The sequence below is a fragment of the Pseudomonas massiliensis genome (assembly GCF_000826105.1).
Classification (GTDB): domain Bacteria; phylum Pseudomonadota; class Gammaproteobacteria; order Pseudomonadales; family Pseudomonadaceae; genus Aquipseudomonas; species Aquipseudomonas massiliensis.
Window position 1 is genome coordinate 786261 of record NZ_CCYK01000007.1, and the last position, 14984, is coordinate 801244.

At 57.9% G+C, this 14984-nt stretch carries 16 protein-coding genes; 14 read left to right on the forward strand and 2 right to left on the reverse strand.

The window, feature by feature from the left end; all coding sequences use genetic code 11:
- Positions 1-7: 7 nt before the first annotated feature.
- Positions 8-307 (forward strand): integration host factor subunit beta, encoded by a 300-nt coding sequence (gene ihfB, locus BN1188_RS14465; protein ID WP_040262147.1) that lies wholly within the window; start codon positions 8-10, stop codon positions 305-307.
- A 16-nt stretch (positions 308-323) separates the two neighbouring features.
- The gene (locus BN1188_RS14470; RefSeq protein WP_040263986.1) at positions 324-593 is read left to right on the forward strand and encodes a lipopolysaccharide assembly protein LapA domain-containing protein; all 270 of its coding nucleotides are present in this window, start codon (positions 324-326) and stop codon (positions 591-593) included.
- Here BN1188_RS14470 and BN1188_RS14475 read toward each other — a convergent pair.
- The gene (locus BN1188_RS14475; protein WP_040263988.1) at positions 590-1150 is read right to left on the reverse strand and encodes a cysteine hydrolase family protein; all 561 of its coding nucleotides are present in this window, start codon (positions 1148-1150) and stop codon (positions 590-592) included. The genes BN1188_RS14470 and BN1188_RS14475 overlap by 4 nt on opposite strands.
- Positions 1151-1158: 8 nt before the next feature.
- On the reverse strand, positions 1159-1437 hold the full coding sequence (locus tag BN1188_RS14480) for a hypothetical protein (protein WP_040262148.1): 279 nt from the start codon (positions 1435-1437) through the stop codon (positions 1159-1161).
- Between the two features lie 233 nt (positions 1438-1670).
- On the opposite strand from BN1188_RS14480, the gene BN1188_RS14485 reads away from it, so the two are divergent.
- The 12 genes from BN1188_RS14485 to BN1188_RS14545 all read left to right on the forward strand — a co-directional run bounded on the left by BN1188_RS14485 (position 1671) and on the right by BN1188_RS14545 (position 14984).
- Positions 1671-3083: an MBL fold metallo-hydrolase RNA specificity domain-containing protein gene (locus BN1188_RS14485; RefSeq protein ID WP_040262149.1), complete on the forward strand. Its 1413-nt coding sequence runs from the start codon at positions 1671-1673 to the stop codon at positions 3081-3083.
- Positions 3084-3282: 199 nt separating this feature from the next.
- Positions 3283-4011 carry a CatB-related O-acetyltransferase gene (locus BN1188_RS22100; protein ID WP_040262150.1) on the forward strand — a complete coding sequence of 243 codons (729 nt, stop codon included), beginning with the start codon at positions 3283-3285 and terminating at the stop codon, positions 4009-4011.
- 222 nt (positions 4012-4233) lie between these two features.
- The gene (gene rfbA, locus BN1188_RS14495) at positions 4234-5121 is read left to right on the forward strand and encodes a glucose-1-phosphate thymidylyltransferase RfbA (RefSeq protein ID WP_040262151.1); all 888 of its coding nucleotides are present in this window, start codon (positions 4234-4236) and stop codon (positions 5119-5121) included.
- Between the two features lie 21 nt (positions 5122-5142).
- A complete protein-coding gene (locus tag BN1188_RS14500; RefSeq protein ID WP_040262152.1) occupies positions 5143-6054 on the forward strand; it encodes a glycosyltransferase in 912 nt (303 codons plus the stop codon).
- Positions 6051-7001, forward strand: coding sequence for an NAD-dependent epimerase/dehydratase family protein (locus BN1188_RS14505; RefSeq protein WP_040262154.1), 951 nt, complete (start codon positions 6051-6053; stop codon positions 6999-7001). Before BN1188_RS14500 ends, BN1188_RS14505 begins: the two co-directional genes overlap by 4 nt.
- A complete protein-coding gene (locus tag BN1188_RS14510; protein WP_040262155.1) occupies positions 6998-8017 on the forward strand; it encodes an MraY family glycosyltransferase in 1020 nt (339 codons plus the stop codon). Before BN1188_RS14505 ends, BN1188_RS14510 begins: the two co-directional genes overlap by 4 nt.
- A 261-nt stretch (positions 8018-8278) precedes the next feature.
- Complete coding sequence (locus BN1188_RS14515; RefSeq protein ID WP_325062744.1) at positions 8279-9682, forward strand: UbiA family prenyltransferase; 1404 nt, start codon at positions 8279-8281, stop codon at positions 9680-9682.
- Complete coding sequence (locus BN1188_RS14520) at positions 9679-10989, forward strand: FAD-binding oxidoreductase (protein WP_040262156.1); 1311 nt, start codon at positions 9679-9681, stop codon at positions 10987-10989. The genes BN1188_RS14515 and BN1188_RS14520 overlap by 4 nt, the downstream gene beginning before the upstream one ends.
- Complete coding sequence (locus tag BN1188_RS14525; RefSeq protein ID WP_040262157.1) at positions 10986-11726, forward strand: SDR family oxidoreductase; 741 nt, start codon at positions 10986-10988, stop codon at positions 11724-11726. Before BN1188_RS14520 ends, BN1188_RS14525 begins: the two co-directional genes overlap by 4 nt.
- A gap of 43 nt (positions 11727-11769) precedes the next feature.
- A complete protein-coding gene (locus BN1188_RS14530; RefSeq protein WP_040262158.1) occupies positions 11770-12171 on the forward strand; it encodes a GtrA family protein in 402 nt (133 codons plus the stop codon).
- Positions 12172-12739: 568 nt separating this feature from the next.
- Complete coding sequence (locus BN1188_RS14540) at positions 12740-13576, forward strand: ABC transporter permease (protein WP_040262160.1); 837 nt, start codon at positions 12740-12742, stop codon at positions 13574-13576.
- On the forward strand, positions 13566-14984 hold the full coding sequence (locus BN1188_RS14545) for an ABC transporter ATP-binding protein (protein WP_052469286.1): 1419 nt from the start codon (positions 13566-13568) through the stop codon (positions 14982-14984). The genes BN1188_RS14540 and BN1188_RS14545 overlap by 11 nt, the downstream gene beginning before the upstream one ends.

A 14984-nucleotide genomic window follows, 5' to 3' on the forward strand; every position in this document is an offset into this window, starting at 1 on the left:
GAAAAACATGACGAAGTCCGAACTGATCGAACGTATTGTCACCCATCAGGGCCTGCTGTCTTCCAAGGATGTGGAGCTGGCCATCAAGACCATGCTTGAGCAAATGTCCCAATCACTGGCGACGGGAGACCGGATCGAAATCCGCGGCTTCGGAAGCTTTTCGCTGCACTATCGCGCGCCTCGCGTGGGGCGCAACCCGAAAACCGGGCAGTCGGTTACCCTTGACGGAAAGTTCGTGCCTCATTTCAAACCGGGCAAGGAACTGCGAGATCGAGTAAACGAAGAAGAAGCGCGCGATAGCGCCTGATGCTGGAGGAATGTCCGTGCGGAGTGTGACGCGCCTGATGCAAGTAGTACTGCTATTGATAGTTGCGGCAGTCTGCCTGTTGTTCGTATTGGAAAACCCGCAGAAAGTCAGCCTGAGTTTCCTCGGCTTCGCCGGGCCGGAGTGGCCGGTATCCGTCGTGGTATTGCTCGCCTTGCTGGCCGGGCTCGCCGTTGGCCCGGTGATCGGTTGGTTCATCGCCATCCGCGGTCGCCGTCGGCTGCACCGCGCCGCCTTGCGCCAGAAAGCCGGTACTGCCCAGGGCTAGGCGCTAGTCAGGCAGTCAGCGGTAGTGACCACGGTCGCATAGTCCATGGCCAGGTTGCTCAGCGACAGTGCTTGAATATCCTCAGCAGGCCACAGTCGGCCGCCCAGGTCTTGCTGGTCGAAGGTGAAGGTAGCGTCGCTCACCACCCTTACCTTGAAGCCCAGGTTGCCGCCGGTGCGGGCGGTAGCTTCCACCGAATTATTGGTCGCCACGCCTACCATCACCAAGGCGTCGATGCTGCGTAGTCGCAGCCAGCGTTCCAGCTGGGTCGCAATGAATGCGTCCGGAACATTCTTCTCGAACACCGCTTCCTCGGCCAAGGGTGCCAGCGCTGGCTGAAATTCACAGCCCGGCTGGCCAGGCCGGAACACCGAATCTGGCGACCGGGAAATATGGCGGATATGTACCACCGGGTATCCCTGCGTTCGCCAGTGAGCGAGCAGGGCGGCGATGTTGCGCTCCGCGCTCGGATTGTTACGAGGCCCGAGGTGGGATGCCTGCATCCCCCGTTGCATATCGATGATGACCAAGGCCGGCGCTTGAGCGATTGCTACCATGCCGGCAATCACTTGCACATGATGATCATGCTGCGGCTGGTATAGCCGGCCGGGTTGATCCCGAAGGGATATTCGCTGGCGTCTTCCCCGTCCTGGCCGGAACGCGCCAATACACGGTAGTCACCGCCACAGGCTTTCTCGGCGCGCTTGTAGCACTTGTTCCAGGAAGAGGTGAGTCCTGAGCAACTGATATTCAGGCCTTTCTTACCCTGGCGCACCAGCGACTGAGAGTCGGCCGCGCAACCCCACAACGCGAGCATCGCTACTGCTACAACAAAACGTCTCATGCCCTTCCTTCTGGTGATGCTCCAGGTACGTTGCCTGGAGGCTATTCGGCTATGTACGTATGGAGCCATGGGAGCCAATGGGTGGCCCCTGGTCCAAACGTACCTTAAAGATAAGCGAAAGCGTAGAAAAGTTTGATGACGATTACAGGGGGTGGTTTCAGAACCCGACTTATAGGCGCCTGAAGCGGTGAAGGGCTAAATCCTCGCAACTGCCTATCAGGAGCCTGTGAGCCGTGACCTATCCGACAATCATCCACCACGGAGCCCATGCCGGTGTAACCGGTTCCTGTCATCAGCTATGCCTGAGTGACGAGTACAGCCTATTGGTCGATTGTGGGCTATTCCAGGGCCGGGAAGCCAAGGGCAGCCCTGAAATCGATTTCCCTGTGGAGGGAATCGCCGGGCTTGTCATCACCCACGCTCACCTGGACCATATCGGGCGCATCCCATGGCTACTGGCGGCGGGCTTCAACGGGCCAATCCTCTGCAGCGAGCCTACCGCTCGACTGCTGCCAATCATGCTGGAGGATGCCTTCAAGCTGATGCTCAGCCGCGATCAGGCCAGTGTCGAACGCTACCTAGCCAAGGTGGCGAGCCGGATCGTCTCCGTACCTTACGACAAGTGGGTAGAGTTGCCGCGCGGTCATAGGCCGAAAGCGCGTCTGCGCATGGCACGCGCCGGCCACGTATTGGGTTCGGCCTACGTCGAATTCGACATTGCGTCCTGCAACGGCGAGCCCAGCCAGCGCATCCTGTTCTCGGGAGATCTGGGCAGCGGGCGGTCATCGCTATTGCGAGCGCCAACCCCGCCGGAACGCGCGGATGTGCTGATACTGGAAAGCACCTACGGGGATCGCTTCCACCCGGACGCCGATGAAAGGGTAGAGCGGTTGGAGACCCTTATCGAAAAGGCCTTGGCAGACCAGGGGACCATTCTGATTCCTTCGTTCAGCCTAGGGCGTGCGCAGGAGCTGCTATCCGATATTGAAGTGATCCTGCGCAAGAAGGCCCTGTTGCCCACTGGGCCAAATCCGGCCCCTAATGGACCGGTGGACTGGCCGCGGCTTCCGATCATTCTCGATTCGCCCTTGGCCAGCCGCATCACCCAGGCCTACCGAGAGCTTCAGCCCTATTGGAATGCCGAAGCCCAGGCCCGGGCGGAAGCGCGTCAATCACCGTTGGCCTTTCCTCAACTGATCACTATCGATGATCATGATCAGCATCACCGGGTCGTCAACTACCTGGCCAGTACCCTGCGCCCCGCTATCGTGATCGCCGGCAATGGCATGTGCTCGGGCGGCCGCATCGTCAACTACCTCAAGGCCATGCTGCGCCATCCGCGGCATAACGTGCTGTTCTCCGGCTACCAGGCGCCGGGCACGCCCGGTGCGGTACTTCAGGCTGCCGAAGGCGCCGAGGGCTTCGTCGCCATGGATCTGGACGGCGAGCGCTATGACATTCGCGCCGGCGTGGCGACCTTGCAAGGGTATTCCGCCCATGCGGATCAGACGGGGTTGGTAGCCTTCGTTACCGGCATGGCCCAGCCGCCACGGACCATCCGGTTGGTGCATGGCGAGCGCAGCGCGAAGGCAGTGCTGGCCAGCGCTCTACGTCTGGCCTGTCCGACTACCCGGATCGAGGTCTGAATAGAACAGTCGCTAGCACGGAGGGCAACTACCCGATCTGGGGTTCGGGCGCCTTGGCATAGGGGGGTAGGGCAGCAGGGCATGAAATAAGCGGGATTGTGTCGGTGAATTCCTTATAATCGGCACCTTCGAAGACCGCCGCCATCTCCGGCAGCCCATCAGGCTCTACGCCTCGCCAGGTAGGAAAGTTCTCCCCGTAATGAACGTGTTCACGCGCATGTGGCTAGACGCCAAACTCAAGCGCGGGCTTGCCCGTCACCTTTGCCGACTGGACAGCGGTATCCGCGGCTTCCGTGGCCCGGTGGAGCTGACTCTTGAACGAGGGGTAAAGCTGCATGACATCAAGATTTTTACAGGCCAGCTGCGTATAGGCGCCTATACCGATATCGTCAGCGGCTGCGAGCTTCACCACGTGAGCGAGATAGGTCGTTATTGCTCCATCGCCGCGCGGGTGGTCATTGGCCAGGATCGCCGTTCCCATCCGCTGGACTGGCTGTCCACCAGCCATGCCGTGCTCAAGGCGCGCCTCGACCAGCAGCCCGACGCCCAGGGTGCGGAAGATCAGGGCCTGGATTTTCCCACTACCATCGGGCATGACGTATGGGTAGGACGGGATGTGATCATCATGAAGGGCGTCAAGATCGGAACCGGTGCCGTGGTGGGCGCGCAATCCTTGGTGAACAAGGATGTACCGCCTTACGCCATTGTCGCGGGCTCGCCGGCGAGGGTGGTGCGGTACCGTTTTGATGAGGCGACGCGGGAGGCGCTGCTGCAGAGTCGGTGGTGGGAGTATGAGCTGGATGCTTTGGGCGAGCTGGCCATTGAGAATCCGGCGTTGTTACTGGACCAATTGAAAGCCGCACCTGTGCTGAAACGTGCAGATACGGACGTGCTCAGGGTCAGTAACGGGCCGTTGCAATTCGCTTGAGGTGAGAAAATCCATAGAGACCTGACGGCTTGGTAACATGCGGCCGCATTGGTAGCAGGCATTGTTTCACCCATTATCTGATTGTTTTTGGTATCGTTTCCACGCTCCGCTGCTCACTCGCCGTGAGCATTCGTATCCCGTTCACGCCTGCAAGCCTGGCTTGTCAGGCATACATGGAACGCCTGCCGAAGCCGGCAGTGCACAGCAAAAGGAATCTGTAACATGGCGACTCCTCGTAAGGGCATCATCCTGGCGGGCGGCTCCGGTACTCGCTTGCATCCCTTGACGTTGGGTACGTCCAAGCAGTTGCTCCCCGTCTACGACAAACCGATGATTTACTACCCGCTTTCGGTATTGATGCTGGCGGGCATCAGGCAGATTCTGATCATTTCCACGCCCGATGACTTGCCAGCGTTTCGCAAGCTGCTGGGCGATGGCAGTCAACTAGGCATTGAGCTGGAGTACGCGGCTCAACCCAGCCCGGACGGCTTGGCACAGGCATTCATCATTGGTGAGGAATTCCTGGCAGGCGCCCCGAGCTGCCTGATTCTTGGAGACAACATTTTCTACGGCCAGCATTTCCTGGATAACCTCACCGCTGCCAGTGCCCAAGAAAGTGGCGCTACGGTGTTCGGTTACCACGTCGCTGACCCTGAGCGTTTTGGCGTAGTGGAGTTCGACGCAGAGGGCCGAGCCCTGAGCATCGAGGAAAAACCCGCCGCGCCAAAATCCAACTACGCGGTGACTGGGTTGTATTTCTACGACAATCATGCGGTGGAAATCGCCAAGTCCATCAAGCCCTCGGCGCGCGGTGAGCTGGAAATTACCGACCTTAACCGAGTGTACCTGGAACAGGGTACGCTTAATGTTCAGCTGCTTGGGCGTGGTTTTGCGTGGCTAGATACCGGGACCCATGAGTCCCTGCTTGAAGCCAGCCATTTCGTGCATACCATCGAGCATCGGCAGGGGTTGAAGGTGGCTTGCCTCGAGGAGATTGCTTTCCACCAAGGTTGGATATCCTGTGGTGCGCTATTGGAGCAGGGGCGGCGACTGGCTAAAACGGGTTACGGTCAATACTTGTTGAAGATTGCTGACGAAGGCGCGCGATAATGCTCGCTATCGGAGCAGTGTGTGGGCAGTAAGCGTATTGCCGTGCTTTTGGCAGCCTTTAATGGCAGCCAATGGATTGACGAACAAATCGATACAATCTTGGCGCAACGAGGCGTTACCGTCGAACTGTTCATCAGCGTGGACCAGAGCACTGATGACACCTTGGCACGATGTTATCAACGTGCCAGTTCAGACCAACGCGTTCACGTGCTGCCTCAGTCCCGCAAGTTCGGTAGTGCGTCTGCGAATTTTTTTCATCTGCTGGCAACGGTCCCCTTTGAAGAATTCGATCTGGTAGCTCTAAGCGATCAGGATGATTTATGGCTGCCTGACAAGCTTCAGCGTGCAGCACATCAACTCCAAGCCCAAGGCAGCGAGGCGTATTCCTCGAATGTGATCGCTTTTTGGTCAGATGGTCGCACTCGTCTTTTGCACAAGGCACAACCACAAGTCGCTTATGACCATTTCTTCGAAGCGGCGGGGCCGGGCTGTACTTACGTCTTCACCCAGGCGCTGGCCAACCTGATAAAAGCCAAAGTCACGGAGCAGGCTGAAGTCTTGGCCGCCGTTGCATTACAAGACTGGTACCTGTACGCGTTGGTACGCGCTAGCGGTCGAGCATGGTTCATCGATCCTGAACCCGGCATGCGCTATCGCCAGCATGTCAACAACCTGGTAGGTGCCAACGTAGGTATTCGGCAGTCGCTTGCCCGGCTTCGGCGTATCCATGAGGGCTGGTGGTTCGCGCAGATACGGTTGATTGCTCGGCTGGTTGGTTGCCCGTCGCCGCTTCGGGACCAGCTCTTTAATGGGCGCGTGGGCCTGATATGGCTTGCAGTGCATGCTCGGCACTGCCGCCGCCGGACCCGAGACCAAGTCTATTTTGCAGTCTTGTGCGTGCTTCAGGCGATCAGCCGAGGCGGACGCCCATGATCCGGTCTGTTTTGGTGACAGGCGCTACTGGATTCGTCGGCGCTGCCGTGATGGCCCGCTTGGCACAAGCGTCCGATGTATCGCCAATCGCTGCGGTAAGGGATTCAGCACGGTGGAAAGGACCGGGAAGGGCAGTGGACTATGATCTCCTGGCGGAACGCCTGCCGGAGCTAGGCGGCGTTGACGCGATCATTCATTGTGCCGCCCGCGTGCATGTGATGAGCGAAGATCCTGAGCACTCATTCCAGGCTTACCGTAGAGCCAATGCCGACGCGACCGCCAGGCTGGCTGCCCATGCGGCGGCTAGCGGGGTTCGCCGCTTCGTGTTCTTGAGCACTATCAAGGTGAACGGCGAGAACACTCAGGGGCGTGGCCCTTTTACTTCCGAAGACGAGCCCTCGCCACAGGACGCCTATGGCCGATCCAAGCTCGAAGCGGAGCTGGCCCTTGGCAAATTGGCGAAGGAAAAGGCTTTGGAAGTCGCGATCATACGGCCACCACTGGTGTATGGGCCTGGTGTGAAGGCGAATTTTCGATCCATGATGAAAGCCTTGGACCAAGGGCTTCCATTACCCTTGGGCGCGCTTCACAACCGTAGAAGCATGATCGCCGTACAGAACCTGGCAGACCTGGCCGTTCATTGCGCGAAGGCGACTTCCGCCCAGGGCCTGTTCTTGGCACGGGACACTGAACAGCCCACCACTACCGAGATAATGGTCGCGCTCGCTCGCGCCCTGGGCCGATCCCCGCGATTATTACCCGTGCCGAGCTACTGGCTGCGCCTTGTCGGCGGGGCCTTGGGCAAGGGGGCGGTGGTCAGTCGGCTATGCGACCCCTTGGAGGTCGACTTGCGATCGACCATGGCGCGTTTGGGCTGGACGCCTCCGATGGCCCAGAGCGAGGGTCTGCGCCTGGCCGCGCGGGCGTACCAGAAGGAGCCGAAGTGATCATTGTCATCGGCCTTGCCGTTTTCACGCTGGCTGTATCGCTCACATGGGGCATGCGGGGTTACGCACTGCGCAAGCAACTGATGGACGTTCCCAATAGTCGTAGCTCCCATACTGTGCCGACTCCGCGTGGAGGCGGGGTCGGGATCGTCGGTGCGCTAGTGCTCGGCCTGCCGGCAGCGGTCTACTTGGGGCTGCTTACCGCGGCAGATGCCAGCCTGCTGGCGCTCCCAGGACTGGGAGTCGCGGTGCTCGGGTTTGCGGACGACCATGGCCATATCGCCGCTCGCTGGCGTTTGCTGGGGCATTTCATTGCTGCAGCGGCAGGCCTGGCCCTCCTCGACAAATGGCCGGTCGTGCCGCTTTATCAGCATGTTTGCCTGGCTGGCCTGTGGGTGTCCATTCCTTTGGTATTCGGATTGGTATGGCTGCTCAACCTGTATAACTTCATGGATGGTATCGACGGGATCGCAGGCGTGCAGGCGGTGACTGTATGCCTGTCGCTGGCATGGCTCGGCTACCTGTATGCCACGCCCGCGGACGTAGCCCTGGCATTGATGCTGGTTGCCGCCGCCGCGGGTTTTCTGTGCTGGAATCTGCCACCGGCGAAGATATTCATGGGCGATGCCGGCAGTGGCTTTCTCGGGTTGGTGATCGGCTTGCTGTGGCTAAAAATCGCTTCGCATGCACCGCAGGTGTTCTGGCCTGGGCTGGTGCTGATGGGAGTATTCGTGGTCGATGCGACCTGGACGTTGGTGGTCAGGTTACGCCGCGGCGAAAAGCTCTACCAGGCCCACCGTAGCCATGGGTATCAGCATGCGGCGCAGAGGTGGGGACATGGAAGGGTGACAGCGACAGTTGCGGTGCTCAATCTGGGGTGGCTGCTACCCATGGGGTGGGTAATAGCCGATGGTGGTTTACCTATAGCTGTTGGTGTCCCCATTGCACTCTCGCCCATCCTGTGGCTGGCATGGAGGTCTGGCGCGGGGTTGTCGAAAGGAAGACTGGACAAATGAGAAATGTGGCTGGAAATCATGGGGCGCTGAAAGTATCTGGCGTTCCAGCAAGCAAGACATATGCTCACGAGCGCCGACGCTGGAACCCCGTAAATCTTTGGCTTGAAACAAGACTTTTGTGCTGAAATAAGTCCAATTTTCACCGATTCATGGCCAGAGGCTTACTTCGCTTCGGTCGGAGGCAATGTTGTGCAGGAAGCTGGTCCAGGCAAAAATGGCAATAGAGAAAGTCCTGAGGGCACCCTATCGCGGCCGCTGGTCGTGGACCTCGACGGCACCCTGCTCAAATCGGACATGTTGCTGGAAACAGGCCTAGCCTATGTTCGGCAATCGCTGACGGGTTGCTTGCGACCCTTCGCCTGGTTGACCTCGGGGAAGGCACGCCTGAAGGAGGGGCTAGCGCAGGCAAGCGACATAGACGTCGCCGTACTGCCCTATAATCCTGCCGTTCTGCAACTGATACATACCGAGCGCGAGAAAGGCAGGATGATTGTGCTGGCTACTGCGAGTCACATTTGCGTGGCCAAACGTATCGCCGAGCATCTGAATGTATTCGACCAAGTATTCGCTACCCAGGATGGCGTAAATCTGTCGTCACATCGCAAGCGTGAGTTGCTGGTGCGAACCTATGGCGAAAAAGGCTTCGACTATGTGGGTAATTCCAAGGATGACCTAGAAGTGTGGAGCTCTGCCCATCGGGCTTATGTAGTCGATCCCGAGTGGGGAGTACGCAAGCGTGCGGTTGGCCTGGGCAATGTCGAGCAGGTACTGGTGACCTGCGATAGCCGTTCGCATGCATGGCTGAAGGCATTGCGAATCCACCAGTGGCTCAAGAACATTCTTATCGTAGTGCCCTTGATAACCGCCCATCAGCTCTGGCAGGGCGGAGCACTTGCATTGGCGGTCTTGGCGTTCATCTTGTTCGGGCTGTGCGCGTCGAGTGTCTACTTGCTCAACGATCTAGTCGACCTGGCTGATGACCGCCACCATCGATCCAAGCGCTTGCGTCCGTTCGCAGCGGGACGCATTCCGATATTGCACGGAATGCTGGCTTGCCCGGTATTGCTGGTAGCCGCCTTCGTAGGCGCTTCGCTGCTACTGCCTTGGGCATTTACAATAACGCTGGCCTGTTACTACCTACTGACGGTTGCCTACTCGTTCTGGCTCAAGCGCCAGATGGCCTTGGACGTAATCGCGCTAGCCCTGCTGTATACGCTCCGGATCATAGCGGGCGCGATGGCTTTTTCGCTGGAATTGACGTTCTGGTTGCTGGCCTTCTCCATGTTCATATTCCTAAGCCTTGCCTTGGTCAAGCGTTACGCGGAACTGCATGATGCGCGCAAGAAGGGGAGCGAAGGTAAAACCCGCGGGCGAGGCTATTACCCGGCAGACCTGGAAATGATTTCCGCCATGGGCGCTGCCTCGGGCTACTTGGCAGTCATGGTACTGGCCATGTACATCCATGACCCGGCGACCGCCAGGCTTTATAGTCATCCGCAAGTGATATGGTTGGCTTGCCCCGTATTGCTGTTCTGGATCACCCGCGTGTGGATGCTCACCCACCGGGGCCAGATGCACGATGACCCGGTCATGTTCGCAGCTAAAGACAAGCTCAGCCTGCTGACGGGCGCGGCATTTGGTATCGTTTTCTGGGTAGCATCATGACCGGCCAACTGCGCTCCTGGGGGTTGTATCCTGATCTCCCGCAGACTGGCCACTATGCGGCGTGGCGTCACGACCTTCGTTCATTGGCGCAGGGCCTGGTAGCCAGCCATGGCAGTATTTTGGCTTATGGTGCCGGACGGAGCTATGGAGACAGCCCCTTGGCCGAGAGCGGCCATGTACTAGCCATGACAGGTCTGGATAGGGTCATGGATGTAGACTGGGAACGAGGCACCTTCAAGGCCGAGGCCGGGATAAGCCTGGGCGAGATACAGCGCATTGCTCTGTCCCACGGTTGGTTTCTTCCGGTCACGCCAGGTACGCAATACGCCACCCTGGGAGGAGCGATCGCCAACGACGTGCATGGCAAGAATCACCATGTCAGAGGCACATTTGGCCGTCATGTTTTGGGTTTTGGCTTGTACCGCGAAGGTACTGAGCTGATCTGCAGCCCTTCCGAGCACACGTCACTGTATTCGGCCACTATTGGTGGGCTTGGCCTGACCGGTATCATTACCTGGGCGCATGTTCAACTGATGCAGGTAGCTACTGCCCAGATTGACACGCGAACAGTACGCTTTGGTGGACTGGCGGAGTTCTTCGATCTTTCGCGAGAACTCGATCACCAGCACGAATACAGCGTGGCATGGGTCGACTGCGTGGCCAAGGGGAAAAATGCGGGCCGAGGCGTTTTCATCGTCGGTGATCATGCGTCATACGGGGATCGTATCCTGCCTTGCCGAACCAAACGCTCCGTGGCGTTGACGCCTCCTGTATCGTTGGTGAACCCGTTCTCGCTCAGGGCCTTCAATGAGGTCTACTGGCGTAAACACCCCGCGAAGCTTACTCAAGCCAGGGTAGGTTATGAGCCGTTCTTCTACCCGCTGGATGCCTTGAGTCACTGGAACCGGATTTACGGCCGTAAAGGGTTTCAGCAGTATCAGTGTGTGATACCTCCGAGCGATGGGCAACAGGCGATCGCGGACATTCTCAAAGCCATTGCCGATACCGGGCAGGGATCTTTCCTGGCTGTGCTAAAGCGGTGTGGGGAGTTACCGTCGCCGGGGCTGTTGTCCTTCCCGATGGCTGGGGTTTCCCTTGCTTTGGATTTCCCTCAATCTCCCTCGTTGACGCAATTGTTCGTTCGGCTCGATGACATCGTTCGTGAAACGGGTGGTCGGTTATATCCTGCCAAGGATGCGCACATGCTTGCCACGGATTTCCAAGCGGCGTATCCGGCTTGGGAGACTCTGGAACGCTTGCGCGACCCGGGGCTGTCTTCTGTTTTCTGGAAAAGAGTGACTCAATGAAACGAATTCTGATCGTGGGCGCAACGTCCGCCATCGCTCATGCCTGCGCCCGCCAATGGGCAGGGGCTGGCCATGCGCTCTATCTAGTAGCCCGCGATAATGAACGACTGACCAGCAATGCAGCCGATCTCGTAGGAAGAGGCGCCGGTCGCGTGGAAACGTTCAACCTCGACGTACAGAATATCGAGGAACAAAAAGCGATGGTTCAGCAATGCTGGACGGCGTTTCACCAAATCGATATTGCCTTGATCGCACATGGCACCTTGCCTGACCAGGCCGTCTGCGAAGTGCAGGCTGATACCGCATTCCACGAATTCAATGTCAATGCGACCTGCACCATTGCCTTGCTCGGCTTGCTGGCCAACCGGTTCGAGCAGCAGCGTTGTGGGACCCTGGCGGTGATTTCCTCGGTGGCTGGCGAGCGGGGCAGGCCTACGAACTATCTATATGGCGCGGCCAAAGCAGCAGTGTCTACCTTCGCTGAAGGATTGCGCTCCCGCATGTACAAGCTGGGCGTGCATGTTTTGACGATAAAGCCGGGCTTCGTAAATACGCCGATGACGCAAGGACTGGCCCTTCCGCAAGCATTGGTCGCCCAGCCCGACGCTGTCGCTTCCGCCATTCTCAAGGCCATTGACACTCGCAAGGACGTCATTTATACGCCCGCTTTCTGGAGCCTCATCATGCTGGTCATCCGGACGATCCCGGGGTTCATATTCAAACGACTTAATCTGTGAAGGTATTTGCAGCCAGTCAGGTAACTGTCAAAGGATCTTATTTGTGCAAGCCTTGCTGAGCCGGGAATTCTTGATTTTCATCGCAACCGGCGGCATAGCCGCTGCGGTGAACTTTTTGTCGCGAATACTTATTAGTCAGTGGTTCGGATTTTCAATAGCGATCGTCTTGGCTTATTTATGCGGGATGGTCACTGCCTTTGTGCTTTTCAGGTTGTTCGTATTTAAAAGAAGTACTACGCCTCTTCATCAGTCAGCGCTATGGTTCGCTCTTGTCAATGCTGTTGCGATAATGCAAACTTGGGCAGTGAGCATGCTTATGTACCGCTATGTAGTGCCCGCCTTAGGCATAGAGATATTTCAGCGTGAGCTTTCCCATGCTGTAGGAATCATAGTGCCTGTGTTTTCAAGCTACCTAGGGCATCGCCATTTCACCTTCAAGTCATGAGCATTACTACCGGCAGGCTGCCGCGAACTAGCATATCGCTGTCAGCGTTCAAAGCGGGCCACTACATCGATCAGGTCAGGCGCTGACGGTTGAAGCAGCGATTGCCTTGCGCTGTCCATTTACGCATGGACTGTCTGGCGACCGTACCCTGCGGCAGCCTCGACAAATCTGGTGTATGCCTTGGAGTGGCACGGGCTGCGGGCGGGAACCCTCTGTTCGGTGGCAGTGTTGGAACTTTGTCCCAGAGGCGTTACCATCGGCGGCTTCGTAGAGCGATCGGAATCGCTATATCACTCATGAAAGGGCTTTCAATTCATGTCGCTACAGCGATCCCAGGCCTGCAGGCTGTACGTCCAGAGGGCCGACGCGCCACGCAGTCATCAGGCGGAGCGGGCATGCAATGTCCGAGAGAGCAGCCTTCCTATTGCCGAGCCGAGACAGATCGACCCCAGGGGCATCCTCACGCCGCGCCTCCTTGCCATCCTGCTCAGCCCGAATGTTGCTGGAGCGACGCACGCCGCCTTAGCCACGGCCAAAGTCCATTGATACCTTCACATCAGGAACCTTGATGACTGCTTTCAGAAATAGCTGCTCGCTCTTCGAGTTGGCTAAAAGTGCATGGGCTCATCGTCAGCTAATCTTCCAGATGACGCGCAGGGAAGTGATCGGCCGGTATCGGGGTTCGGTATTGGGCCTGCTATGGTCGTTCCTGAATCCGCTATTGATGCTTAGTGTTTACACCTTCGTTTTTTCAGTCGTCTTCAAGTCGCGCTGGGGTATATCTCCACCGGGCACGGAAGAAAGCAAAACCATGTTCGCGATCATGCTTTTTACAGGATTGATCGTACATGCCGTTTTCGCCGAGGTGATAAACCGCGCACCGGGCATAGTAGTCAATAATGTAAACTATGTTAAAAAAGTGGTTTTCCCGCTGGAGATTCTCCCGGTCATCACGCTGGGCGCGGCGCTTTTTCATATGCTGATCAGTTTTTGTGTGCTACTGATGGCTTATACAGTCTTCCAAGGCCTCCCACACCTGACCGTCCTCCTGGCTCCCGTGGTTATACTTCCTCTTCTGATCCTGACCCTGGGGCTCGCCTGGTTTCTCACCTCTCTGGGCGTTTACCTTCAGGACGTCGCCCAGACAACCGGAATCGCCACAACCATCCTGCTTTTCATGTCACCCGTTTTCTTTCCAATGCACTCGCTCCCGGCCCAGTACCAATCTCTCATACTTCTAAATCCCTTGACCTTCATCATCGAGCAGATGCGCGACGTTCTGGTCTGGGGGCGTTTGCCTGACTTCGCCGGGCTGGGTGTCTACCTGGCAATTTCACTGTTATTCGCCGCGGCGGGTTATGCCTGGTTCCAGAAAACACGTGCGGGGTTCGCCGATGTCCTCTGAAAAGCAGTCTAGCGATACGGTAGCCCCCGGCATTGGTGGCTCATCCGAGGTGGCTATCCGAGTTCAGGCCCTGAGCAAGTGCTTCCACATTTATGAAAAGCCTCGCCAGCGCCTGCAACAACTGTTTCTCGCCCCGTTGAAGAGTCGCCTGAGCGGTACCGAGGCAAAGTATTACAGAGAGTTCTGGGCGCTCGATAACGTTTCCTTCGAAGTAGGGAAGGGCGAGACCGTAGGGGTGATCGGGAAAAATGGATCTGGGAAGTCCACTCTTCTTCAGGTGATCTGTGGCACGTTGTCGGCCACGCAGGGCTCGGTGGAAGTCAATGGACGAGTCGCAGCCCTGCTCGAGTTGGGGTCCGGGTTCAACCCGGATTTCACCGGACGTGAAAATGTCTACCTCAATGGTACGATCCTTGGTTTGAGCCGTCAGGAAATCGACCAGCGCTTCGCCGAAATCGAAGCCTTTGCCGATATCGGAGAATTCATCGATCAGCAGGTCAAGTCATATTCCAGCGGTATGGCCGTGCGCCTGGCGTTTGCGGTAGCCATCAATGCCGACCCTGAAATACTCATCGTGGATGAGGCCTTGTCCGTCGGTGATGAGCTGTTCCAGCGCAAATGCTTTTCCCGCATCGAAGCCATTCGCCAGAAAGGCGCCACTATTCTCTTTGTCTCGCACGCCGGTAGCGCGGTCGTCGAACTCTGCGACCGGGCGATCCTGCTGGACAGTGGCCAATTGCTGACTGAAGGCGCGCCCAAGCAGGTCGTGGGCAGCTACCAGAAGATGTTGTATGCCCCGGCTGATCGTAGAGCTGCGATCAGAGACCAGATCATCGCCGGTCGGCTCGGGGGGCCTGGTTCGAACCCTGGTCCCTCCCAGGCGCTGCCCGGCTCAGTCGAAGCGCCTATTGAAGAAAGCTACGACCCTGGTCTGCGGCCTGACAGTACCATCGAATACGAAGCCAAGGGCGCGCGTATTCGTGATGCGGGGATCTATACCCTGTCCGGCGCACGGGTCAACAATCTGGTTCGGGGGCGCCGGTACCGCTATCGCTATGAGGTGGACTTCGAAAGTGGCCGTGATTGCGTACGGTTCAGCATGTTGATCAAGACCACCAGCGGAGCGGAGCTGGGCGGCGCCATGTCGGCCATTTCGCTTCTGGAAGCGATCCCCGATATTTCCGCAGGCTCAACTGCCAGTGTCGGATTCGAGTTTACCTGCAGCCTGACGCCCGGCGTCTATTTTCTGAATGCAGGGGTCACTGGCATGGTTGACGATACTGAAACCTTCTTGCACCGCGCGCTGGATCTCGCGGCGTTCAGAGTGATGGCCGATAGTCGGTGCCTCGCCACCAGTGTGGTCGATTTTTCCTGTACGCCCTCGGTGTCCCTTTCCCAAGGCCATTAA